This is a genomic window from Pseudoalteromonas sp. SK18, assembly GCF_001974855.1.
Lineage (GTDB): Bacteria > Pseudomonadota > Gammaproteobacteria > Enterobacterales > Alteromonadaceae > Pseudoalteromonas.
Window position 1 is genome coordinate 1 of sequence record NZ_MTQB01000035.1, and the last position, 24,010, is coordinate 24,010.

Sequence of the window (24,010 nt, forward strand, 5' to 3'; positions counted from 1 at the left end):
CCCCGAACCCCGAACCCCGAACCTAAGCTGATCTTTTGGATCTTGATTATAAGATCGCGACTATTGAATATAGGATCTCAGCGCGTTTTCATGCTAGAATTTGCGCAATTTTTTTGTACTCGATAAGTAGCACTGTAATGATCTTAGATGATATTCGCATCGTTTTAGTAAACACATCACACTCTGGTAATATTGGTTCGGCGGCGCGCGCCATGAAAACCATGGGATTATCAAAGTTATACCTTGTTGATCCAGCCTGTGAAATAGACAGTCATGCAAGTGCACTCGCTGCTGGCGCGACTGATGTGCTAGGCAATGCTGTTATTGTTGATAGTGTTGCAGATGCGATTGCTGATTGTGCATTAACGATTGGTACCAGCGCCCGTTCACGTACATTATCTTGGCCTATGGTAGAGCCGAGAGAATGTGGTGAAAAGCTTGTAAGCGAAGCCGTAAACGGCCCTGTAGGGCTTGTGTTTGGCCGTGAAAACAGTGGCTTAACTAATGAAGAATTACAACTATGTAATTATCATGTGTGTATTCCTGCTAATCCGGAGTACAGCTCACTTAATTTAGCCATGGCTGTGCAAACCTTATGTTATGAAACGCGTATGGCGTTTTTAAATCAGCAACCTAAGGCTGTTCAAGAAGAAGACGACACCCTATATCCATCGTCTAAACAAACTGAGTTATTTTACGAACATCTTGAAGATACCTTATTTAAAACTGGTTTCATTATCAAGCAGCACCCAGGCATGGTAATGACCAAGCTACGTCGCTTGTTCAATCGAGCTCGTCCAGAAGATGCGGAAATGAATATTTTAAGAGGTATTCTTACCTCAATAAACAAGTCTATAAAATAGCAATTAGTTATAAAAACCCGTATTAAACCTCACACTAATACTTGACTAAATTACTCAGGTAATTACAATAGGCACAATACTTGACCAAAACAGTCGGGTATTACAAGTTTATCGGCCGGCATTCGAGGCTAGCCAATCAGGATAATACTTGACTAATCTACTCTGGTAATTAAAATTTGCACTCTTTTGTGCGGGGGGCGTTATGAAGTTAACATCAAAAGGCAGATACGCCGTTACAGCCATGCTGGATGTTGCACTACATGCAAATATAGGCCCTGTAGCGCTTGCAGATATTTCGCAGCGCCAAGAAATTTCTTTGTCTTATCTTGAGCAATTATTTGCCCGTTTACGTAAAAATGGGCTAGTGAGTTCTGTTCGAGGTCCTGGTGGGGGCTATTTACTAGGACGTGAGGCTGACGTAATTTCAGTTGGCGATGTTATCAATGCGGTAGATGAATCTGTTGACGCTACACGGTGTCAGCGAAGCAATACTGGTTGTCAAAGTGGTATGCGTTGTTTAACCCATACATTGTGGTCAGACTTAAGCGCACGAATTGAAGAATTTTTAAATAATATTACCTTAGCTGAATTGGTCGAAAAGTCGGACGTTAAAGCGGTCGCTCTTCGCCAAGAAAACAGCGTTAATGATGCAATTAAGCAGTTGGAAAATATTCAAGTAAGCTGTCAACTTTAAGGTTGACCTGCAGCGGAGAGAGAAATGAAGTTACCGATTTATTTAGATTACGCAGCAACTACGCCTGTTGACGAACGAGTTGCCAAAGAAATGATGCAGTGCCTGACTATGGACGGTAATTTTGGTAATCCAGCATCGCGTTCACACCGTTTTGGTTGGCAAGCTGAAGAAGTCGTTGACCAAGCACGTACTGACATTGCTGATTTAATTAATGCAGACCCACGTGAAATTGTATTCACATCGGGTGCAACAGAATCAAATAACCTTGCTATTAAAGGTGCAGCTCAGTTTTACAAGAAAAAAGGTAAGCATGTTATTACCGCTAAAACTGAACACAAAGCGGTTATCGACACATGTCGTGAACTTGAGCGTCAAGGGTTTGAAGTAACCTACATGGACGTTGAAGAAAACGGCCTACTTGATCTGCAAAAATTAGCAGATACGATGCGTGACGACACCGTGCTTGTAAGTATCATGCATGTAAATAACGAGCTAGGTGTAATCCAAGACATCAATACTATTGGTGAAATGTGTCGCGAACGTAAAATTATGTTCCACGTAGATGCAGCACAAAGCGCGGGTAAAGTTTTAATTGACGTGCAACAAACCAAAGTAGATTTTATGTCATTCTCGGCGCACAAAGTATACGGCCCTAAAGGCGTAGGTGCTTTGTATGTTCGTCGTAAACCACGTGCACGTTTAGAAGCACAAATGCACGGTGGCGGCCATGAACGTGGTATGCGTTCTGGTACATTAGCAACCCATCAATTAGTGGGTATGGGCGCAGCATTTAGAATTGCAAAACAAGATTTTGAAAAAGATCACGCACACATCAGTGCGTTGCGTAAACGCCTAATCGACGGCATTTTAACGGATATGGACGAAGTGTACTTTAACGGCACGCAAGACCAATCAGTACCTGGTATTGTTAACATCAGTTTTAATTTTGTTGAAGGTGAGTCGTTATTAATGGCTGTTAAAGATATTGCGGTATCGTCAGGTTCAGCCTGTACATCTGCAAGTTTAGAGCCTTCTTACGTATTACGTGCATTAGGTCGCAACGACGAGCTAGCGCACAGCTCAATTCGTTTTAGTATTGGCCGTTTTACCACCGAAGAAGAGATTGATTACACCGTTGAGCTAATGAAAAACTCGATTGGCCGTTTACGTGAAATGTCTCCTCTTTGGGAAATGCACCAAGAAGGTGTTGATTTAGATTCAGTTGAATGGGCGCACCACTAATTAGTGGAGCCCATACCTAGCAGGTAGTGAGGATAGAATTATGGCTTACAGTGATAAAGTAATCGACCACGTAGAAAACCCACGTAACGTAGGTGCTCTAGACAAAAATGATCCGTCAGTGGCAACGGGTATGGTAGGCGCACCAGCATGTGGTGACGTAATGAAATTGCAAATTAAAGTATCGGCAGACGGCGTTATTGAAGATGCAAAATTCAAAACGTACGGCTGTGGTAGCGCAATTGCTTCATCTTCGCTGGTAACAGAGTGGGTTAAAGGCAAAACATTAGACGAAGCTGCGACTATCAAAAATACCGATATCAGCGCAGAGCTAGAATTACCACCAGTGAAAATTCACTGCTCAATTTTAGCCGAAGATGCAATTCAAGCAGCAATTGCAGATTACAAAAGCAAACATACAAACTAAGAGATATTCATGGCAGTGACATTGACAGATGCGGCAGCAAACCGCGTACAATCATTTTTAGCAAACCGTGGTAAAGGCATTGGCCTGCGAGTTGGCATTAAAACGACGGGCTGTTCAGGTCTTGCTTATGTTCTAGAGTTTGTTGATGAGCTAAACGATGACGATGAAACATTTGCGGCCAAAGGCGTTACCTTAATTGTTGACGCTAAAAGCTTAGTTTATATCGACGGCACTGAGCTCGACTACACTAAAGAAGGTTTAAATGAAGGGTTTAAATTTAATAACCCTAACCAAGCTGATGAGTGTGGCTGTGGTGAAAGCTTTACCGTTTAAGCTCAAACTTGTTTTAAGATATAAATAAGCCCTGCCAGTTAATGTAGGGCTTTGTCATTTGTGAGAAGTTATGCGTTATTTTGAGTTATTTGCAATACCGGTTGACTACAATATTGACTTAGCAATGATCAACAAGCACTACTTAGAACTTCAACGTGCTGTACACCCTGATCGTCATGCTAATGCCAGCAGTCGTGATAAATTAATGGCCGTACAAAGTACCGCTGAAATTAACGACGCATTACAAACACTTAAGCATCCGGTTAAACGTGCTGAATATATGTTGAGTGAGCTGGGCGTTGATATTCGCGCAGAGCAGCAAACACTGCAAGATCCCATGTTCTTGATGCAACAAATGGAACTGCGCGAAGAGCTTGAAGAACTTCCCTCTGCAAGTGATCCAGATATCGCTATTGCTAATTTTGAGTCGCAAATAAAGCAATTAAAAGCCCAGTATAGCAACGAATTGGCTGAGCAACTTGCAAGCAACGATGAGCAACAATATCAACACGCTGCTGACAACATTCGCAAATTAAAATTTGTATATAAGTTACAAGACGAACTTGAACGCATTGAAGACAGTTTATTTGACGATTAATTACTTGCTGCAAAGCGAGCAACACGAGTTTAAAGAGCATTATGGCATTATTGCAAATTGCTGAGCCGGGGCAGAGCGCGGCACCACATGAACACAAATTAGCCATTGGAATTGATTTAGGCACTACAAATTCATTAGTGGCAACCGTACAAAGCGGCGAAGCACGCACTATTTCTGATGAGTCAGGCGAAGCAATGTTACCGTCTGTAGTGCGTTACCAAGCTGGTGGCATAACCGTGGGTGCAGACGCGATGCAAGCAGCTACACTCGATCCGGTTAATACACTTATTTCAGTTAAGCGCTTTTTAGGTAAAACCCAAGCCGAAATAGAACAAAGCTATGGCCAACTGCCTTATCAGTTTTGCGATGATAACGGCGCACTTGCGATAGCAACTGAAGCCGGGGAAATCAGCCCAGTAAAAGCATCAAGCCATATTTTAGGTGCGCTAAAAGCACGTGCAGAACAAAGCTTTGGTAATCAAGATATTTTAGGCGCAGTTATTACCGTACCAGCTTATTTTGATGATGCACAACGCCAAAGCACTAAAGATGCGGCTGAACTTGCCGGCATTAATGTGCTGCGTTTATTAAACGAGCCAACCGCGGCTGCGGTTGCTTATGGCTTAGATTCAGGCCAAGAAGGCATAATTGCTGTTTATGATTTAGGAGGCGGTACCTTTGATATTTCTATACTGCGCTTAAATAAAGGCGTGTTTGAAGTATTGGCCACTGGTGGCGATTCAAGCCTAGGCGGCGATGACTTTGACTCATTATTAGTTGATTACCTAAAACAAGAAACCGGCGTAACGGGCTTATCTCCTTCGGTATTACGTTTATTTATAAATAAAGCCAAAGCCTGTAAAGAAGCACTCAGCCAATACGAAAAAGTGAATGTTGGCCTTGAGTTTGACGATGAAAAATACATGGTTGAAGTAACACGAGAGAAGTTTAACGAGCTGGCTATGCCACTGGTTAAAAAAACGCTCCGCTCATGTCGTCGTGCAGTAAAAGATGCCGGTATTGAAAACCAAGAAGTATTACAAGTGGTGATGGTTGGCGGTTCAACCCGCATGCCGTTGGTACGTACTCAAGTTGGCGAGTTTTTTGATAAACAACCACTCACTTCAATTGACCCTGATCGTGTTGTTGCTCTGGGGGCAGCATTACAAGCAGACGTATTAATTGGTAACAAGCCAGATTCAGACATGTTATTGCTGGATGTGTTACCGTTGTCGCTAGGACTTGAGACCATGGGTGGCTTGGTTGAAAAAATCATTCCACGCAATACCACTATCCCAGTTGCACGTGCGCAAGAATTTACTACGTTTAAAGATGGTCAAACGGCTATGTCGTTGCATGTATTACAAGGTGAGCGTGAACTGGTTGACGATTGTCGATCGCTGGCAAAGTTCAGCTTAAAAGGCATTCCACCTATGGCGGCGGGAGCGGCGCATATTCGCGTTACCTTTAAAGTAGACGCTGATGGTTTACTAAGCGTATCAGCCATGGAAAAATCAACTGGCGTTCAAGCAGAAATACAAGTAAAACCGTCGTTTGGTTTGTCTGACGACCAAGTTGCTAATATGCTTAAAGAGTCGATGAGTAACGCTAAAGGCGACATGCAAGCGCGTATGCTTAAAGAGCAACAAGTTGAAGCGCTTCGTGTAATAGAAGCAATGGAAGCCTCTTTAGCAGCTGATGGCGATTTACTTGAGCCTGAGCAACTAGCGGCGCTAAAAGTGGAAATAAACGAACTTGCAAAAGTACGCGAGAGTGCACAAGAGCCAAGCGAAATTAAAGCAGCCATTGAAAAAATGGACAATGCGAGTAGTGATTTTGCCGCGCGTAGAATGGATGCATCAATTAAAAAAGCCTTAACAGGCCAGTCAGTAGACAATATATAAGAGAGATTAGAATGCCACAAATTGTTTTTCTTCCCCATCCGGAGTTGTGTCCTGACGGTGCAGCAATAGAAGCGCCCGCTGGCGAAACGGTACTTGATATCGCGCTTAAAAATGGCATTAGCATTCCTCATGCCTGTGAAAAATCATGTGCATGTACAACGTGTCATTTAGTGATCCGTGAAGGCTTTGACTCATTAGATGAAAGTGACGACCTAGAAGACGACATGCTAGATAAAGCATGGGGTTTAGAGCCTGAGTCACGTTTAGGTTGCCAAGCAATCATTAGAGATGAAGACTTAGTGGTTGAAATACCAAAGTACAATCTCAATATCGTTAATGAAGAGCATTAGTTTTTAATTAACGACTATTATATTAAAAGCCGCTGTTTAACACCGCGGCTTTTTTGTTTGTATTAAGTAGCAGCGGGTTTATCCCGCGTCTTTTTTAAAGGTTAAAGGCGAAAGGTTACGAGCGGCGGGTAAGCCAAAAGCTCTATAAGTGCGTTAGGTAAACTCCCGACTAAAAGGTGGCGAACATTGTTTTGTAGGCGAGGCTTTATGCCGCGCAAGTTTTTCTTCTATGTGTAGCTCGCAGCGCCTCGGTGCACTCTGTGGTGAAAAAATTAAAACACTATTTACCACAGAGGCCACAGAGAAAGAGATTAAAGACAAAGGTTTTAGGTTAAAGGTTAAAGGAAAAAGGTTACGAGCGACGGGCTGCGAGGCGCGGGTAAATTAAAATAGCCTGTAGGCGGGGCTTTATGTCGCGCACATGTAGCAGCGGATTTATTCCGCGTCTCGAAACCCGAAACCCGAAACCCGAAACCCGAAACCCGAAACCCGAAACCCGAAACCCGAAACCCGAAACTTATTCCGGAGGTATATTTTGAGTGATCTTATTTTTTCAGACTCGTTTATAAACGGTGAATTTTATAAAACCGCTACGCGATTTAGCGTCGATGATCCTGCGACCGGAAAAAGCATAATAGAAGTTAGCGACATTGACGAGCAGGGCGTAAATACAGCTATTAATGCGGCAAAAGGCGCGTTTGTAAAATTAAAAGCCACCAATGCAACCGAGCGAAGTGACACTTTGATGCGCTGGTATGAGTTGGTGATAAAACATAAACAAACGTTAGCTACACTTATGACCAAAGAGCAGGGAAAACCGCTTAAAGAATCTCTCGGTGAGATAGACTATGGCGCCGGCTTTATTAAGTGGTTTGCCGAGCAAGCTAAACGCAGCTACGGCGATGTGATCCCTGCAACCGACAATCAGCATCGCTTAACCAGTTATAAACAACCTATTGGCGTGGTTGCCGGTATAACACCATGGAATTTTCCTGTGGCTATGGTGACTCGAAAAGTCGCGCCGGCTTATGCTGCTGGCTGTAGCTTCATTTTAAAACCTTCTGAGCATACACCACTATGTGCTATTGCTTTAGCGTATTTAGCTGATCAGGCTGGCTTTGTAAAAGGCGCATTCAATGTGTTGGTATCACAAAACGCTAAAGACGTAGGTAAAATGCTGACTGACTCAGAGGTCGTACGTAAGTTTACTTTTACTGGCTCTACCGAGGTGGGTAAGCAGTTACTATCGCAATGTGCTGAGACAATTAAGAAAACATCAATGGAATTAGGTGGCAATGCGCCGTTCATTATTTTTGACAATGCCGATATTGATGACGCCATTGATGGCTTAATGGCGGCTAAATTTAGAAATAGTGGCCAAGCGTGTGTGGCGGCTAACCGTATCTTTATTCAGCGCAGTATTATGGATAAAGTGCTAAACAAGCTAACCTCAAAGGTTGCTGGATTAAAAGTGGCAAACGGCTTTGAAGATGAAGTGGATATTGGTCCGCTGATATACCCTGAGGCTAAACAAAAAGTTCAGCAATTGATAAACGATGCATTAAGCAAAGGGGCTTCGCTTATTGGCGAGCAACGAGATTTAGGGGGGAGTTTTCAAAACCCAGTTATTGTTAACAATGTTACGCCTGAGATGAATATTTATCACCAAGAGGTGTTTGGCCCTGTATTAAGTATAATCCCGTTTGATGATGAGGCAGAAGTACTGGCATTGTCTAATGATGTTCCCTATGGACTAGCAGCCTACTTTTATAGTCAGAATATTAAGCAAATATACCGCGTAAGTGAAGCGCTAGAATTTGGTATGGTCGGTGTTAATGAAGGGGTTATATCAAACCCTGTAGCGCCGTTTGGTGGGGTAAAACAATCTGGTCTCGGCAGAGAGGGCGGTCACCAAGGGTTAGATGAGTACTTAGAAGAAAAATATGTATGTATTAAGGTGTAATGTTAAAACTGTTCCGATGAGTTAACAGTTCAGCATTTTAAGTTGCTTGAAACGGGTGTAAATGCTACCTTTTCAAAAAATATTTAAGTAAACAAAACGTAAAAAATTTCTATAAGTAGAAATACCCCCGTGTGTAAATGCCACCATCTGGTGGCATTTTTTTTATCTTTATACAAGGAGAGGTTTTTTGCAGCTTTCCATTTTAAGGTCTAAACTATTCTTAATTAGATACTATTCTAATTATAATCCTTTTATAGGTGGAACTTTACGTAATAGCAATTCCTTTTGCTATATGTAACTTTTTGTAACTGTATGTTTTTAAATGTTTATTTTTAGTTTGAAAATAAGTAGAATGAAGTTTCAGTAGTTTCAAAACTATTAACATATAGTATAAATGTATAATTGTGTTTTATACATTTATAAATTAACATTCCGCAAATTCACACATTAAACATAATGAATCACCCACTATGAGTAGAAGAAATCAAGCAACGGTAGACCAGGAAGTTTCGTTTGGCATTGACGAAGAATTAGTTTCTACAACAGATTTACGAGGCGTTATCACTTATGCAAATGATAGCTTTTGTAAAGTTTCAGGGTACACAATTAATGAGCTGACAGGGAAAAACCATAATATGGTTCGCCACCCAGACATGCCGCCTGCGGCTTTTGGGGATATGTGGGCTAATTTAAAAAGCGATACCGCTTGGCGAGGAGCGGTAAAAAATAGATGTAAAGATGGGCGTTATTATTGGGTAGATGCATTTGTTACCCCTATTTACGAAAACGGTAAAAAAGTAGGTTATCAATCAGTTCGCCAACAACTCCTTCCAGAATATAAAAACCGCGCAGAAAAGCTATACCAACGTTTAAATAACGGTCAATCAATTACGCCTTTAAGTGAAAAGTTAGCTGCATTTAAATTGCCGCTATTTATTGGTTGTGCAGCCTTAATTGCTTGGTTAACAAGTTACATGTTCTGGTTATGTTTGCTGTTTGTTCCTTTGCCTTTTATTATTTTTTATGAAGAGTTAATTCGCTCGCAAAGCGCGCTTAAAGAAAGCAAAAAAGGCAGTGACAGTGTATCTCGCCATGTTTATTCTGGCAGCGATAGCCTTAGTTATACTGATTTTCAGATTAAACTGCTTGAGGGTAAAGTCACTACTATTGTTGGCCGTATTATTGATGGCACCTTAAGCTTGAGTAAAGGTGCTGATTCTCTAAAAATTTGTGCTGAAGCTGCGCAGGCCGGTGTTGAAAAAGAAGCATCCGAATTGCATCAGGTATCCTCTGCGGTTGAAGAGATGGTGCATTCAATTGATGAGGTCGCTAAAAATACCTTAGTAACCAACCAACGTGTTCAACAAGCTCATCAAGACTGCGAAAATGCAACGCAAGCTATGTCAGGCACCATGCGTGAAGTATCGTTACTCGCAACAGAAGTTGATAACTCAGCAAGTTCAGCGAGCGAGCTAGCAACAGAGGCTGAAAAAATTGGTGGTATAATGCAAGAGATACAAGGGATTGCCGACCAAACAAATTTACTTGCACTTAATGCGGCTATAGAAGCTGCGCGTGCCGGTGAGCACGGTAGAGGCTTCTCAGTTGTTGCTGACGAAGTGCGTGCGCTTTCAAGCAGAACACATACCGCTACAGAGCAAATCCAAATATCTATATCTGAAATGCAATCTACGCTTTTAAATTGGTCAAAAACCATGGAAGCGGGTAAAAACGCGGCAGAGAGTTGTGTGAAAGAAACCCGTAATACCCAAGATATCGTCTCCAAAGTATACGCTGCAATTACTGATATTTCTGATTTAGCAACGCAAATATCAACCGCTGCAGAAGAACAAAGTATGGTATCACAAGAAATCAGCCGTAATATTTCAAATATTAGTAGCGCATCGTCAGAAAACCTAGCGCAAGCGCATTGTGTAGGTGCTGAGTCTGATGCAATCGAAAAGCACTCTAAAGCATTAGCATCACTAGGGCTTTCTTTTAAAGTAGGTTAATAACGTGAGCAAGGATAGCAAACATTCTGATATAGGCGCAGCCTATGATGCACCGTATTCTCAATGCGCAAATTTAAGTGCGCAATTGAGTGCGTTGCAACAAGAAATAAAAGCCGATTACTTATTTATTGCCTCAGTTGATGAGGATAAATTAGCCACTACGCAGTTAGTTTTATGCAATGCCGAGGTGGTTGAAAACTTTTCTTACAGCCTTGAAGGTTCGCCCTGTGAGCCCCTTTTAACCCAAAATGTATGTTTTATTACCCATGATTTACAACAAAGTTACCCTGAAAATAGGCTGTTACAGGCAATCAATGCCAATGCCTATATTGGGGCGGCTATTTTAAATGATGATGGCTTACTAACAGGTGTCTTAGTGGGCCTGTATTTTAATGCGCATCAAAATTTAGAATCTTATAAATCAACCCTGTTAAGTTTTGCTAACTATACTAGCGTGTATTTACAAAAATGTTTCTTAGAAAATAAATCAAGTTCGCAAAAGCTGCTTATTAATGCCGTTGAAAGTATGGCAAAAGTGGGGAGTTGGCAATATACAGTTTTAACTGATGAGTTATATTTTTCGCCAGAAGTTTATAAAATCTATGCACTTGCTGCTAATACTAAAATAAATACGACTCAAGCCATCGCGCATTATGCGGGTGAAAAAGAACAAGCGCGTATAAACCAGTTGTTTAAGCGACTACAAACACTAGGGCTTCCTTATTGTGAGGACTTTGAGTTTGTAGATGCAAAAGGGCGAAAAAAATGGGTGCGTACTAGCGGGCAACCTGTTTTTGATATTAATAATGACTTAACTGCCGTTCAAGGTGCTTTTGAGGATGTTACCTTAGAGTACGAATTAAAAGCCAAAGTTGAAGATAAAAATAATCGTCTTGAAGCCATTTTAGATAATCTTAACGACGCTGTTATTACCATTAATCAAAAAGGCGTTATTGTTCATTGTAATAAAACAGCACTGACGATGTTTGGTTACGATGACAATGAAATGCTAGGTTTATCAATCAATAACTTAATGCCAGAACCCTATGCCTCAAAGCATCATGCTTACATGCGAAATTATGAGCAAACAGGGGAAGCTAAAATTATTGGTGTTGGTAGGCAACTACCTGCTCGTAAGTGCGACGGTACTATTTTTCAAATAGAGTTGTCGCTTACTAAAGCGGTAAATGACTCATCCATTGAATATATTGGTGTAGTAAGAGATATAAGTGAAAAACTTGAAGCACAAGATACTATTTATAATTTAGCTTATTCAGATCCCATCACCGGTTTAAAAAATAAACGCTGGTTTGAACGTGAATGTAGAAGTTTACTGCAAAGTGCCAGTTTGAATAGCAGTTATATTTATGCTGCGTTGTTAGATATGGATAAATTATCTCAGTTTAATTTTAAGTATGGAATTGAAGCAGGAAATGAAGCACTTATTTTAACGGCTAAAAAACTATCTAAAGCCGTTGAAGGAGAGTACAAACTGTATAAAAGTGGTGTTGATTCTTTTTTAATAATTAGCACTTATCCCAATCGCAACTTATGTGATTTGGAGCTACAACAACCGATAATTGACTCTAAAATATTAGCCTTGACTAACTTTTCCCATAAGATCAATGATCTTGAAGTGGTATTAAGTGCCTCTTTGGGCAGTACTATTATTGATGCGAGTAAAGATTCATACGACTCACTGTTCAATAAACTTGATTACTCACTAAAACAAGCCAAAAAGCTATCTCCTTTTGGTTACTATTTTGCAGATTTAGATGCATTAAAGCGTTATGAACGTACGAATAAAATCCGTTACTTGCTGATAAATGTGGATAAAAGCAATGAACTAAAACTCGCGCTTCAGCCGCAATATGTTAATGAAAATACCTTTCATTCTTCAGAGGCATTATTACGTTGGCATTCTCAAGAGCTGGGTATTATAAGCCCTGCTGAATTTATACCTATTGCCGAAGAAAGTGAGACCATTATTAAAATTGGCGATTGGGTGATTGATAACGTGTGTAAATTATTACATCAAGTGGGTCAGTTAGGTAAAAGCACCTGTATTGCGGTTAATATAAGCGCTAAGCAAATAGTAGCATCAGACTTTAAAGAGAAGTTATTAGCTAGCGTGCAAAAATGGCAAGTGTTGCCACAGCATTTAATTATTGAATTGACGGAAACCACCTTAGTGTCAGACATAGAGCTGGTAAAAGAAACCATGGTTGAGCTGAATCAAATGGGTTTTAGGTTTTCAATAGATGATTTTGGAACGGGTTATTCAAGTTTGAGTTATTTAAAAGAGTTACCTATTTCAGAGCTTAAAATAGATAAATACTTTGTTGATGGCATTATGGATAACGAGGATAGTTCCAGTAAAACAATTGTAAACATGATCATCGACATGGCCAACGCACTTGGCGTAAATAGCGTGGCAGAAGGCGTTGAAGAAACAGCGCAATTCAATTACTTAAAACAACGTGGCTGCGACTTGTTTCAAGGCTACTTATTTTCAAAGCCAATCCCTGTAGAACAGTGGAAAGAACGCCTTTAATAATATGTAGCAGCGACTTTATGTCGCGTCTTTTTAGGTTACGTGCTCAAAGCTTACGAGCGACGGGCTGAGAGGTGCGGGTTAAGATTGATTGGTGTAGCAGCGACTTTATGCCGCGTCTCGAAACTCGAATCCCGAACCCCAAGCTTGCATATTTACAGTAGCAGCGATTTTACATCGCGTCTTTTAAAGACTCGGTGGCGCGGAATAAACCCTCTTCTACACGTCGGCTGTAATATTAAACATAAACGCAATCCCAATAAGGGTAATCTGCAACATTGGCTATTAACTTTGCCCTCAAAGGATTGGCAATAATATAACGAGCGCTTGCTATAAGATCTTCTTCATTACGAATTAAATGATCGTAATATCCTTTTTGCCACAATCTATAAACCTCAAACTGATAAAAACTCGCGGCAGTTCTACCTTTAAAAAGACGAACTATATTTGAAAGCGTATTGTTTGAAAGTATTTGAAATTGCCAATGTAAGTGGTCTGGCATAATAACAAATGCGATTGATTTTATTCGTTGTTCTCGTTCTAGCTCTCGCATATGTTTTATTAAACAACGATTCATATTAAGTTTAGTGAAAAGCTTATTACGATTATGGGATACCATAGTGACAATATAGTAATGATTAGTTAAAGAGACCCTCCCTTTCCTGAGTCGATAAGCCTTCTTCATAGCGAGTCCTTGCGCATAAAGAGTAAAGTGTAGCAGCGATTTTACATCGCGTCTTTTTAAGGCTCTGTGACGCGGAATAAATCCGCTGCTACAGGTGATGTTTGTAAATCTATGGTAGCAGCGACTTTATGTCGCGTCAGGGTTTTATAAAAGTATAAGTTAAAGTTAGACGCAGGGTAATATTTATAGTAGCAGCGACTTTATGTCGCGTCAGGGCTTTATAAAAGTATAAGTTAAAGAGGGACGCGGGATAATATTTATAGTAGCAGCGACTTTATGTCGCGTCAGGGTTTTATAAAAGTATAAGTTAAAGTGGGACGCAGGGTAATATTTATAGTAGCAGCGACTTTATGTCGCGTCAGAGTTTCATATAAGTATGAGTTAAAGGATATAAGCAAACGCGGAGTAAAGACGCAAATAAGCTTAAGCAAACAGATAAGTCAGTATTATTTCTTTATTTAAGGTTTTTTTGGCTTAAAGCCAGGTAGATATAACTAAAAGATTAACTTTGGACATTACTGAGGGAACTTAGAAAATAGTGGGGCGATTGACGGGGCTCGAACCCGCGACAACCGGAATCACAATCCGGGGCTCTACCAACTGAGCTACAACCGCCACTACATACACCTCGTTTGGTGTGGCGCGCATAATACATAATATCCCTATGCTTGTGAAGCAAAAAATCAAAAAAAATTAAACTTATTATAAGTATTCTATATTTAAGCTATTGGTAACGGGTAACGGGTAACGGGTAACGGGTAACGGGTAACGGGTAACGGGTAACGGGTAACGGGTAACGGGTAACGGGCAGCTCGCGGCTCGAATCCCCAATCCCGCTTTATACCGCGCAAGATTTTCTTCTCTGTGTAGCGCGCAGCGCCTCGGTGTACTCTGTGGTGCAAAAAATTAAAACACTATTTACCACAGAGGTCACAGAGGAAGAGATTAAAGACAAAGATTTTAGGTTTTAGGTAGAGATTAAGCCAAGCATGATGTGTGTATTGAACGTGAGCGGTGGTTATCCCGCGCATTTTACTAAACCCTGCGCGAGGTAAACTCCCACCTACGGGAATAAAAAAACCTCGCTATATTAACCGTAAGGTTTTTAAATTCCTAGAACCTAGAACCTAGAACCTCGTAAAACGCTGTTGCAAACACCTATTAAAGATTTACAATACAACAAACAATATCGCTAAACTGCTTAATAACACTATCAGGAGTTAATATGGATTCAATACTTAATTGGCTGAATGAAAATTCAGGCTTAATTTTACACTATGGTATTCAAGCAGTTATAGCGCTTGTTATATTTTTACTGGGTGGTCGAATTGCCAAGTTTTGTGCAAATTTAACTGCTAAAGCATTCGACAAGAAAAAAGTTGATAAAGCGGTTTCATCGTTCGTCTCTAGTATTGTGTATGCCATTGTATTTGCTGCCACTATTTTAATGGCGTTGTCACAAATTGGCATCGAAACCACGTCATTCATTGCTATTTTAGGTGCTGCAGGTTTAGCGGTTGGCTTAGCATTGCAAGGGTCGTTATCTAACTTTGCGTCAGGCGTGTTAATTATTTTACTACGCCCATTTAAATCAGGTGATTATGTTGAAGCAGGTGGTAAGGCCGGTACGATTAAAAAAATCGAAATATTTTCAACAGAAATGCGCACTCCTGACAACAAAGTAATTGTAATGCCTAATTCAAAAATAATGTCAGATGCGATCATTAACTACTCGCGCGAAGCAACACGCCGCGTTGACCTTGTGATTGGTGTTGGCTACGACGCCGATTTACGTAAAGCAAAAGAAGTACTTAAATCAGTACTAGATAACGAGCCACGTATTTTAAAAGATCCTGCATACAACGTATCGGTCTCTGAACTTGCCGATTCAAGTGTTAACTTTATTGTGCGCCCGTGGGTTAACTCGGAAGATTACTGGCCAACATACTGGTCATTAATGGAAAATATTAAAATAGCGTTAGATGACGCTGATATTACTATTCCGTTCCCACAAATGGATGTTCACTTTCATAAGCAAGACTAATTTTTAAAATATTTATTTTATTAAGGCAGCGATCATATGTGATTGGTTAGCATGTGCGCTGCTTTTATAAATAAGTATACATATTATATTTACAGGGTTATTTTTTAATGAAACTTAAGCTTTTATCAATTTTAGTAGCAGCCACAGCTACAACCAATGCATTTGCATCAGAAGAAGAACAAAAAACCTGGGAAATAACCAGTGAAGTGGGTGCTATTATTACCAGTGGTAATACAGAAACAACTACCCTAAAAGGTGGTATCAAAGTTTTACATAACTTAGAAAGCTGGAATAATGAGTATAAGTTAGACGGCATCTACAAAGAAGATGAAGTAGAAAACGACGACGGCACAAAAGAAAAACAGCGTACCAACGAAAAGTACTCTATTTCAGCGCAGGGTAATTACAAATTAAACGAAAAGCACGCTCATTTATTTATTTATGGATCACACGTATCTGACTACTTTGGTGCATACCGAAGTGAATCAGTTATTTCAGCAGGTTATGGTTTACGTTTATTAAACGAGTCAAACATGAAACTAAACGCTGAAATTGGTCCGGGTTATAAGTATTTTAAATACCCAGATATTAGCGAAGAGGTTGATGAAAACGGCAACTCATTAGCAGGTGAATACGAAGGCGAAGTAATTGCTTTAGGTAAAATGGACTTTAGCTGGAAAATTTCAGACAACGCGCGTTTTACTCAGTTAGTGTCAGTAGAATATGGTGATACAAACACCAAAACCCGTTCAGAAACCGCACTGCTAACTAAAATTAACGGCTCACTACAAATGAAAGTGGCCTACAATATAACCAATAACTCAGACGTTGCTGACGATAAAGAAGCAACCGACACTGAAACGTCATTAACATTGGTGTATAGCTTTTAATCAATAGCGGTTTTAATAACAATTATGTAATAAAAGAGGCGGTTGCCTCTTTTTTAATTACGCGAAAATGGTGTATGATACGCGCATTATCGACTGTAGAACTAGGGAAATACCTACTCGTGAACTTTTTTAAATACTTTATTAGTGCGCTGATAATTATCAGCAGCTTTAACGCATTGGCTTTTACCCCAAGTGCATCGCAAATAGAGCAATTTAAAAAGTTGCCTAAGTCTCAGCAGCAGGCTCTTGCAAAGCAGTACGGTGTTGATTTATCGGTAATTACTGGTGCTGGTCAGCAAAGCCAGGTTAGTGCAGAACAACCTCCTACTATCGGTGAGCGCATAGACCCATCTGAAACCGAAGAAAACGATAAACAACTCGATAAAAAGCCAAAAACCAATAAAGTTAAACCATTCGGTTATGAATTATTTGCCGGTGAGCCCACCACTTTTATGCCTAGCGAAACATCAGCAGTGCCTGACACGTATTTAGTTGGCCGAGGCGATCAGTTATTAATTAATTTTTATGGTAAAGAAAGTGCAAGCTTTGAAGTAATTGTTGATAGAGAAGGTCGAATTAACATTCCTGACTTGAGCCCAGTGCAAGTAGCTGGCTTAACCTTTGCGGAGGTTAAAGAGTTAATTAAACTAAAAGTTGAGCAAGAAGTTATAGGTGTAAAAGCGTTTGTCTCGCTTGGTCAACTTCGCAGTATGCGTATTATGGTATTAGGTGAGGCATACAAACCGGGTAGTTACAGCGTTTCGTCGCTGACTACGGTATCGCATGCATTATTTGTAAGTGGTGGCGTGTCAGATATTGCATCACTGCGTAATATACAGGTAAAACGGGCTGGTAAAGTAGTAACTAACTTCGATTTGTACGATTTACTTATTAGCGGTGATAGCAGCAACGATATTATTTTAAAAGCAGGCGACGTGGTATTTGTGCCATCTGTTGGCTCGCAAGTAACCGTTGAAGGGTTAGTGAAACGTCCTGCTATTTTTGAGCTAAAAAAGGGCGAAACAGCCAAAGAGCTATTAGCTATGGCAGGCGGCCTAAAGCCGGGCGCTTATACTAAAAATGCCGTGGTAGAGCGCTTTAAAAACAACCGCAAAGAAGTACTTACCGTAGACTTTTCTGCTAGCAATATAAATTACATTCCGCAAGACGGCGACCGCATTCGTTTTAACACGGTAAGCGCACAATATAATAACGTTGTAAATTTAGTGGGTGCAGTAGTTCGCCCGGGCAGCTACCAGTGGCATGAAGGTAAGCGCATTTCCGACCTGTTAAAGTCGGTACGAGGTGACTTACTGTCGCAAGCTGATTTAAGTTATGGCTTAGTAATTCGTGAAATAAATATTAGTGGTGATATAGAAGTACATCAGTTTGATGTTGCGCAGGCCATTGTAAAAAATGCTAAAAACGACTTAACCCTTAACGCAAACGATAAAATTATTATATTTAGTGAGTTTGAGCAAAAGCAGCAAGAGCAACTTACTTTATCAACCACAGGGTCAGGTACTAAAAAAGATAGATCTATTGAGCAAGCATCGCGCGATGAAAACAGTAATGAGTTAAGCGCAGAAAGTTACTCACCATATAGCCGTAATAATTTACTAGCGCCAATAATTAAACAGTTGAAGCAGCAAGCATCAACGAATAAAGCAATACAACTAGTAGAAATTAACGGCAAAGTAAGCCACCCGGGGGTTTACCCTTTAACCGTAGATGGTAGTGTAGTTGACTTAATAACAGCTGCTGGGGGCTTGTTAGAATCGGCCTATACTAAAGAAGCTGAAATAACCCGCATGGTTGATGGCAATGCTTCACAAGTAGAACATGTAAAAATAAACCTTGAACAACTAATAGGTAGTAACGAAAGCAGCCTTACTTTGCAAAGCAAAGACAGCTTAAATATTTTTGCAATTCCTAACTGGCAAGAAAACGTAAAAGTAACACTTAAAGGCGAATTTAAATTTCCGGGTACGTATACCATACGCCGTGGTGAAACACTTAGTAACCTACTAGAGCGAGCAGGTGGTTTTAGCGACTTTGCAGAGCAAAATGCCGCTATATTCACTCGCTTATCGGTAAAGCAGCAAGAGCAGCAGCAATTAGCGCGTTTAGCAACTGAATTACGCCGTGATGTGGCATCAAAAAGCTTTCAAAATTCAGTCAGCACAAGTGCGCTATCGTATGATGAAATGGACAAGTTACTCAATGACCTCGCAAGTGTAGAAGCATTAGGCCGACTAGTAATAGACCTGCCGCTTATTCAAAATAATCAACAAACCTTAGTGCTTCAAGATGGTGACACTTTATATGTACCTAGCAAGCGCGACTCTATTAGTGTTGTGGGTGAAGTAAACTACTCAACCACTCATCTTTATAAAGCAGGTATAAGTGTTGATGACTACCTAGAGCTAAGTGGCGGCTTAAAAGAACGCGCTGATGACGACCGTATTTATATTATTAAAGCCAATGGCGCAGTAAGCATACCTAACACAGGTAATTGGTTTGCTCCAGGTGATGAGCAAATACTAGAACCAGGCGATACCATAGTAGTGCCAATGGATGCAGGCCATATGGACAAGCTAACGCTGTGGAGCACTGCAACGCAAATACTTTACCAACTAGGTGTAGCAGTAGCTGCGATAGGTAGCTTGTAATATAGGTAATAGGCGCGAGGTTCTAGGCTCTAGGAAAGCATTAAGAGGCAGGCGCGAGGCTCGTAACCCGAAACGTTAGTTAGTGATTTTATTTACCACAGAGGTAAAGAGAACACAGAGGAAAGAGCAGTTATTAGCTGTAAGCAGGCTAATCTTCTCAGTGTAGCGCGCAGCGCCTCAGTGCACTCTGTGGTTCAAAATGATTTTTTAAAGCGGGGCTATGCCACGTTAATGTAGAGCGACTTAATGTCGTGTATGTTTAAGGCTTTAGCAAAAGCTAGGGTTATGAGCAACGGGCTCGCGGCTCGAAGTTTAAAGGTATTAGTGATTTTATTTACCACAGAGGTAAAGAGAACACAGAGGGAAAAAGCAGTTATTAGCTGTCATTTTTCAGCAAGCTTTTTCTCGGTGTAGCGCGCAGCGCCTCAGTGCACTCTGTGGTTCAAAAATGATTTTTAAAGCGGGGCTATGCCACGCTAATGTAGCAGCGACTTTATGTCGCGTATGTTTAAGGCTTTAGGAAAAGCTAGGGTTATGAACATCGGGCTATAAGCAACGGGCTCGCGGCTTAAAGCCGAAGCATCTGTTAGTGATTTTATTTACCACAGAGGTAAAGAGAACACAGAGGAAAGAGCAGTTATTAGCTGTCAGCAAGCTTTTTCTCGGTGTAGCGCGCAGCGCCTCAGTGCACTCTGTGGTTTAAAATAATTTTTAAAGCAGGGCTATGCCACGCTAATGTAGAGCGACTTAATGTCGTGTATGTTTAAGGCTTTAGCAAAAGCTAGGGTTATGAACATCGGACTATGAGCAACGAGCTCGCGGCTTAAAGCCGAAGCATCTGTTAGTGACTTTATTCACCACAGAGGGTAAAGAGAACATAGAGGAAAATATCAGTTGTCAGTTGTCAGCAGACTTTTTTCTCAGTGTAGCGTGCAGCGCCTCAATGTACTCTGTGGTTCAAAATGATTTTTAAAGCGGGCTTTTAGCCCGCAGGTTTTTACTTAAAGGTTATGAGCATTAGCCTAGAACCTAAAACCTGTTTTTTATCAGACCGTAGGAACTGCAACCTAGGGGCGGAAGCGTGCCCGAAGGGCTAGACAAGCAAATAGTTTTGCTTTCAAGCTGGAGCGAGAGGAGCTCTGCGACGAACTGGAACGTGAAGCGTGCCCGAAGGGCTAGACAAGCAAATAGTTTGAAACTAGTACCCGTAATAGAGTGGGCTATTTTAGGCCAGGAAAACTTTACGATAGCAAGGCAAAAGCTTTGTAGTTTAGTTGTTCTAAATAAAAAGTTTTTAACGCCGCTTGCGGATAGTTTAACTCGTTAAATTGCTTAAGTGATTATGTGTACTAGTTTACATCAAGCTGGAGCGAGAGGAGCTCTGCGACGAACTGGAACGTGAAGCGTGCCTGAAGAGATAGGTACTAGGCGTGAGGCACTAGGAAAGCCTAGAACCTAAACCCTAGAACCTAGAACCTAGAACTTAAAAGGAATTACTATGAAGTTCGAACAATTGGATGTTTGGAAAAGATCTTCAAGGTTGGCTTGCGATACATATAAAGCGCTCGCTAATTGCAAAGACTACGGATTTAAAGATCAAGTTACTCGTTCTGCTATTTCAATTCCTTCTAATATTGCAGACAAAATTGCAGGAGCAAATTTTGAACGCGCTTGCGCGGCCTCGAAGAGGTGAGATAAATGGACTTATCGAATAACGTTTAGAACGTGACTCACAGGCCGATCAAGCTAGGTTCTTGTATTATGGTAAAGGCTCCGCTGGTGAGCTTGTAACGCAAATATATATAGGCATAGAAATAGGCTTAATAGAAAGAGAACTAGGTTTAAAATTGATTACTGAATCGAAAGAAGTTGCTAGCATGCTAGCGGTACTAATTAAAATTAGGAAAAGCTCTATAAAAGAGACAGAGTCTAATTATAATCTTGATTAACCTAGAACCTAGAACCTAGAACCTAGAACCTAGAACCTAGAACCTAGAACCTAGAACCTAGAACCTAGAACCTAGAACCTAGAACCTAGAACCTAGAACCTAGAACCTAGAACCTAGAACCTAGAACCTATGAGAATAATATGAACAACCCAAGCACTCAACAATACAACGAGCCAATGCAAAATAATACACCAATGCAAAATAACATCGCCGATGACGAAATCGATTTACGTGAGCTGTTTGCTGTAATTTGGCAAGGAAAATGGTTAATAATAGCAATTACAGCACTGTTCGCAGTTGCATCAGTTGTTTATGCAATTAACCAGCCTAATATCTATAAATCAGAAGCATTGTTAGCGCCTGCAGAGCAAGAAGGTTCTGGTGGTTTGGCGGGCTTAGCTGGCCAGTTTGGTGGTTTAGCGAGTTTAGCGGGGGTTAACTTAGGTGGTGGCTCAAGCAATAAGGCACAATTAGCTATTGAAGTGTTAAAGTCACGCCAGTTTACTAGCGACTTTATTCAAAAGCATAATATACTCCCCGACTTAATGGCTGCCGAATCGTGGAATATGCAAACGAACACCGTTGTGTACAATAGCGAAATATACGATGCGCAAAACAATAAATGGGTGCGAGAGGTTAAAGCACCTTTCAAGCCCAAGCCATCAATGCAAGAAGCGTATAAAGAATTTAGTAAAATTATTAGTGCCAGTACTGATAAAGAAAGCGGTATGGTTAAAATAGCCATAGAGCATGTATCACCTTACGTTGCCCAGCAATGGGTAGATTGGTTAATAAAAGATATTAACCAAACCATGAAACAACGTGATGTATTAGAGGCAATAAAAAGTACCGACTTTTTAACGCAGCAACTAGAGCAAACTAAAATTGCTGATATTCGTGCAGTGCTTTATAAGCTAGTCGAAGAGCAAACTAAAACCATTATGTTTGCTAAAGTACGCGACGAATACGTATTTAAAACAATTGACGCAGCATTAGTACCAGAAGAAAAGTTTAAACCTAAGCGAGCATTAATCTGTGTACTAGGTGTGCTTTTAGGCGGAATACTAAGTGTAATGATAGTATTGATTAGACACTATGTAGCTAAGCCTAGAGCTTAATTCCTAGAGCCTAGTACCTAGAACCTATTCTAAGAAGGCCTATTGGGCACTTTTTATAAAAAGTATAAAAACAAGCAATTACAATGAGATAGTCTAAATTGACTGTCTCAATATGGAAAAAGTGTCTCAGAGGGGTGTAATAAAGCTGAGATACAAAGTTGCTAAAATGCAATTTAGTGGTAAGCTTTTGCGTATTAATTTAGTAAGTTTATAGCGTTTTCACCATCAAGAAATGATTGGCAACCCACCCGAAATAGATTGTAAAACGTGTTTTTACCCACGAGAATCCATCTTGATATTCGATTTTTATTGCACATTTTAACTTGAAACTAATTTTAAAATTTAACTTTTACAAAGCTCGAAGTCCAAAGCTCGAAGCTGTATTACTAAACAAAGAGAACACAACTATGCACGATTCATTAACGGACCTAAAAATTGGCATTATAGGTTTAGGTTATGTAGGCCTTCCTTTAGCTGTTGAGTTTTGTAAAAAATTTCCAGTAATAGGTTTTGATATTAACCAAGGTCGAATTGCACAATTACAAGCCGGCCACGACTCTACACTTGAAGTAAGTGATGAAGAGCTTAAACAATCTCCACAACTTAATTTCTCTTACACAGTGTCAGACCTTAAAAGCTGCAATGTATATATTGTTACAGTACCAACCCCCATTGATGAGCATAAACAACCTGATTTAACACCACTAATTAAAGCCAGTGAAATGCTAGGTAAAGTGGTTAAAAAAGGCGACATAATAATTTATGAGTCAACCGTATACCCAGGTGCTACAGAAGAAGCATGTTTACCTGCAGTAGAGAGAGTATCAGGCTTAGTATTTAACCAGGACTTTTTTGCGGGTTATTCGCCAGAGCGTATCAACCCAGGCGATAAAGAACGTCGGGTAACCAATATTTTAAAAGTAACTAGCGGCTCTACTTCTGAAATAGCTGAAAAAATAGATCAGTTATATAAATCTATAATTACAGCGGGTACTCATAAGGCAAGCTCTATTAAAGTAGCTGAGGCATCTAAGGTTATTGAAAATGTTCAACGAGATGTCAATATCGCACTGGTAAATGAATTACACCAAATATTTGAAAAGTTGGGTATAAATACAAAAGAAGTTATAGAAGCTGCTGGTACTAAGTGGAACTTTATGAAGTTACAGCCAGGCTTAGTAGGTGGTCATTGCATAGGGGTTGACCCATACTATTTACTGCACAAATCACAGATATCAGGGTATGTACCAGATTTAATGCGTAAGGCTCGAGAAATTAACGACTTTATGCCAACATATATAGCTCAAGATTTCTTAAAAAAATTAATTAAACAAAAAATAAACCCAGTAGATTGTAAAATTGCCTTACTCGGGTTTACTTTCAAAGAAAACTGCCCTGATATCCGAAATACAAAGGTACTTGATTTATATAAAGCTTTAATAGAACTCGGTTTGAATGTTCAAATTGTCGACCCTTGGGCCAATATTAAGGAAGTTAAAGCAGAATATAACCTAGATATTATTAATTCATATAACAACGAGGCTATCAATGCCTTATTGTTGGCAGTTGGGCACAGCGAACTGATTGAGTTAAGTAGATCATTGAAAGAGGATAAGTTTATTTATGATTTTAAAGGTTTATTAGTGGGTAATTGATAATATTTTCATATTAGGCTTCTTATATAAATGTATTTGGCTGCCTATACAAGTTAAAAA

General features: G+C 40.2%; 20 protein-coding genes and 1 tRNA gene. 18 read left to right on the forward strand and 3 right to left on the reverse strand.

All coding sequences use genetic code 11. The features are described 5' to 3' along the window. The first annotated feature begins 137 nt into the window (after nucleotides 1–137). The 11 genes from trmJ (at nucleotide 138) to BW139_RS17285 (ending at nucleotide 12,937) form a co-directional block, all read left to right on the forward strand. The gene (trmJ, locus tag BW139_RS17235) at nucleotides 138–863 is read left to right on the forward strand and encodes a tRNA (cytosine(32)/uridine(32)-2'-O)-methyltransferase TrmJ (protein WP_076920475.1); all 726 of its coding nucleotides are present in this window, start codon (nucleotides 138–140) and stop codon (nucleotides 861–863) included. Between the two features lie 202 nt (nucleotides 864–1,065). After that, complete coding sequence (gene iscR, locus BW139_RS17240) at nucleotides 1,066–1,557, forward strand: Fe-S cluster assembly transcriptional regulator IscR (RefSeq protein WP_008113921.1); 492 nt, start codon at nucleotides 1,066–1,068, stop codon at nucleotides 1,555–1,557. 24 nt (nucleotides 1,558–1,581) lie between these two features. Beyond that, entirely contained in the window at nucleotides 1,582–2,799 is a 1,218-nt protein-coding gene (locus BW139_RS17245; RefSeq protein ID WP_008113922.1) for an IscS subfamily cysteine desulfurase, read from the forward strand. A 40-nt stretch (nucleotides 2,800–2,839) separates the two neighbouring features. Continuing rightward, nucleotides 2,840–3,223 (forward strand): Fe-S cluster assembly scaffold IscU, encoded by a 384-nt coding sequence (gene iscU, locus BW139_RS17250; protein WP_008467675.1) that lies wholly within the window; start codon nucleotides 2,840–2,842, stop codon nucleotides 3,221–3,223. Nucleotides 3,224–3,232: 9 nt separating this feature from the next. Further along, nucleotides 3,233–3,556, forward strand: a complete 324-nt coding sequence (iscA, locus tag BW139_RS17255; protein ID WP_008113924.1) for an iron-sulfur cluster assembly protein IscA — start codon at nucleotides 3,233–3,235, stop codon at nucleotides 3,554–3,556. Between the two features lie 70 nt (nucleotides 3,557–3,626). Next, a complete protein-coding gene (gene hscB / locus BW139_RS17260) occupies nucleotides 3,627–4,154 on the forward strand; it encodes a co-chaperone HscB (protein ID WP_008113925.1) in 528 nt (175 codons plus the stop codon). Nucleotides 4,155–4,195: 41 nt separating this feature from the next. Further along, nucleotides 4,196–6,058 carry a Fe-S protein assembly chaperone HscA gene (hscA, locus tag BW139_RS17265; protein ID WP_076920476.1) on the forward strand — a complete coding sequence of 621 codons (1,863 nt, stop codon included), beginning with the start codon at nucleotides 4,196–4,198 and terminating at the stop codon, nucleotides 6,056–6,058. Between the two features lie 11 nt (nucleotides 6,059–6,069). Next, nucleotides 6,070–6,408 carry an ISC system 2Fe-2S type ferredoxin gene (gene fdx / locus BW139_RS17270; RefSeq protein WP_008113929.1) on the forward strand — a complete coding sequence of 113 codons (339 nt, stop codon included), beginning with the start codon at nucleotides 6,070–6,072 and terminating at the stop codon, nucleotides 6,406–6,408. A gap of 535 nt (nucleotides 6,409–6,943) precedes the next feature. Next, entirely contained in the window at nucleotides 6,944–8,371 is a 1,428-nt protein-coding gene (locus BW139_RS17275) for an NAD-dependent succinate-semialdehyde dehydrogenase (RefSeq protein WP_076920477.1), read from the forward strand. Nucleotides 8,372–8,841: 470 nt separating this feature from the next. Continuing rightward, complete coding sequence (locus BW139_RS17280) at nucleotides 8,842–10,383, forward strand: PAS domain-containing methyl-accepting chemotaxis protein (RefSeq protein WP_076920478.1); 1,542 nt, start codon at nucleotides 8,842–8,844, stop codon at nucleotides 10,381–10,383. A 4-nt stretch (nucleotides 10,384–10,387) separates the two neighbouring features. After that, the gene (locus tag BW139_RS17285) at nucleotides 10,388–12,937 is read left to right on the forward strand and encodes a GGDEF domain-containing phosphodiesterase (protein ID WP_076920479.1); all 2,550 of its coding nucleotides are present in this window, start codon (nucleotides 10,388–10,390) and stop codon (nucleotides 12,935–12,937) included. A gap of 238 nt (nucleotides 12,938–13,175) precedes the next feature. On the opposite strand, the gene BW139_RS17290 is transcribed toward BW139_RS17285, so the two are convergent. From BW139_RS17290 to BW139_RS18420, 3 genes are all read right to left on the reverse strand, one after another. Then, the gene (locus BW139_RS17290) at nucleotides 13,176–13,622 is read right to left on the reverse strand and encodes an REP-associated tyrosine transposase (RefSeq protein WP_076920480.1); all 447 of its coding nucleotides are present in this window, start codon (nucleotides 13,620–13,622) and stop codon (nucleotides 13,176–13,178) included. Nucleotides 13,623–14,161: 539 nt separating this feature from the next. Continuing rightward, nucleotides 14,162–14,237 (reverse strand) — tRNA-His (locus BW139_RS17295). A gap of 104 nt (nucleotides 14,238–14,341) precedes the next feature. Continuing rightward, entirely contained in the window at nucleotides 14,342–14,524 is a 183-nt protein-coding gene (locus tag BW139_RS18420; protein ID WP_139336346.1) for a hypothetical protein, read from the reverse strand. A 323-nt stretch (nucleotides 14,525–14,847) separates the two neighbouring features. Between BW139_RS18420 and BW139_RS17300 the strand changes: the two genes are divergently transcribed. From BW139_RS17300 to BW139_RS17330, 7 genes are all read left to right on the forward strand, one after another. After that, nucleotides 14,848–15,666, forward strand: coding sequence for a mechanosensitive ion channel family protein (locus BW139_RS17300; protein WP_076920481.1), 819 nt, complete (start codon nucleotides 14,848–14,850; stop codon nucleotides 15,664–15,666). 107 nt (nucleotides 15,667–15,773) lie between these two features. Beyond that, the gene (locus BW139_RS17305; protein ID WP_076920482.1) at nucleotides 15,774–16,556 is read left to right on the forward strand and encodes a YdiY family protein; all 783 of its coding nucleotides are present in this window, start codon (nucleotides 15,774–15,776) and stop codon (nucleotides 16,554–16,556) included. Nucleotides 16,557–16,675: 119 nt separating this feature from the next. Continuing rightward, nucleotides 16,676–19,228, forward strand: coding sequence for an SLBB domain-containing protein (locus BW139_RS17310; RefSeq protein ID WP_076920484.1), 2,553 nt, complete (start codon nucleotides 16,676–16,678; stop codon nucleotides 19,226–19,228). 1,498 nt (nucleotides 19,229–20,726) lie between these two features. Beyond that, the gene (locus BW139_RS18690; protein WP_340139788.1) at nucleotides 20,727–20,921 is read left to right on the forward strand and encodes a four helix bundle protein; all 195 of its coding nucleotides are present in this window, start codon (nucleotides 20,727–20,729) and stop codon (nucleotides 20,919–20,921) included. Nucleotides 20,922–20,982: 61 nt separating this feature from the next. Next, on the forward strand, nucleotides 20,983–21,177 hold the full coding sequence (locus tag BW139_RS18695) for a four helix bundle protein (RefSeq protein WP_407070246.1): 195 nt from the start codon (nucleotides 20,983–20,985) through the stop codon (nucleotides 21,175–21,177). 140 nt (nucleotides 21,178–21,317) lie between these two features. Continuing rightward, nucleotides 21,318–22,295, forward strand: coding sequence for a Wzz/FepE/Etk N-terminal domain-containing protein (locus BW139_RS17325; RefSeq protein WP_083708685.1), 978 nt, complete (start codon nucleotides 21,318–21,320; stop codon nucleotides 22,293–22,295). Between the two features lie 407 nt (nucleotides 22,296–22,702). Further along, nucleotides 22,703–23,950, forward strand: a complete 1,248-nt coding sequence (locus tag BW139_RS17330) for a nucleotide sugar dehydrogenase (protein ID WP_076920486.1) — start codon at nucleotides 22,703–22,705, stop codon at nucleotides 23,948–23,950. Nucleotides 23,951–24,010: the final 60 nt, after the last annotated feature.

Coding starts and splice junctions, on each gene's coding strand:
- BW139_RS17300 (WP_076920481.1), top strand. CDS start 14,848: ATGGATTCAATACTTAATTGGCTGAATGAAAATTCAGGCTTAATTTTA.
- BW139_RS17330 (WP_076920486.1), top strand. CDS start 22,703: ATGCACGATTCATTAACGGACCTAAAAATTGGCATTATAGGTTTAGGT.
- BW139_RS17290 (WP_076920480.1), bottom strand. CDS start 13,622: ATGAAGAAGGCTTATCGACTCAGGAAAGGGAGGGTCTCTTTAACTAAT.
- iscR (WP_008113921.1), top strand. CDS start 1,066: ATGAAGTTAACATCAAAAGGCAGATACGCCGTTACAGCCATGCTGGAT.
- BW139_RS18690 (WP_340139788.1), top strand. CDS start 20,727: ATGAAGTTCGAACAATTGGATGTTTGGAAAAGATCTTCAAGGTTGGCT.
- iscU (WP_008467675.1), top strand. CDS start 2,840: ATGGCTTACAGTGATAAAGTAATCGACCACGTAGAAAACCCACGTAAC.
- BW139_RS17245 (WP_008113922.1), top strand. CDS start 1,582: ATGAAGTTACCGATTTATTTAGATTACGCAGCAACTACGCCTGTTGAC.
- hscB (WP_008113925.1), top strand. CDS start 3,627: ATGCGTTATTTTGAGTTATTTGCAATACCGGTTGACTACAATATTGAC.
- BW139_RS17280 (WP_076920478.1), top strand. CDS start 8,842: ATGAGTAGAAGAAATCAAGCAACGGTAGACCAGGAAGTTTCGTTTGGC.
- iscA (WP_008113924.1), top strand. CDS start 3,233: ATGGCAGTGACATTGACAGATGCGGCAGCAAACCGCGTACAATCATTT.
- hscA (WP_076920476.1), top strand. CDS start 4,196: ATGGCATTATTGCAAATTGCTGAGCCGGGGCAGAGCGCGGCACCACAT.
- trmJ (WP_076920475.1), top strand. CDS start 138: ATGATCTTAGATGATATTCGCATCGTTTTAGTAAACACATCACACTCT.
- fdx (WP_008113929.1), top strand. CDS start 6,070: ATGCCACAAATTGTTTTTCTTCCCCATCCGGAGTTGTGTCCTGACGGT.
- BW139_RS17325 (WP_083708685.1), top strand. CDS start 21,318: ATGAACAACCCAAGCACTCAACAATACAACGAGCCAATGCAAAATAAT.
- BW139_RS17305 (WP_076920482.1), top strand. CDS start 15,774: ATGAAACTTAAGCTTTTATCAATTTTAGTAGCAGCCACAGCTACAACC.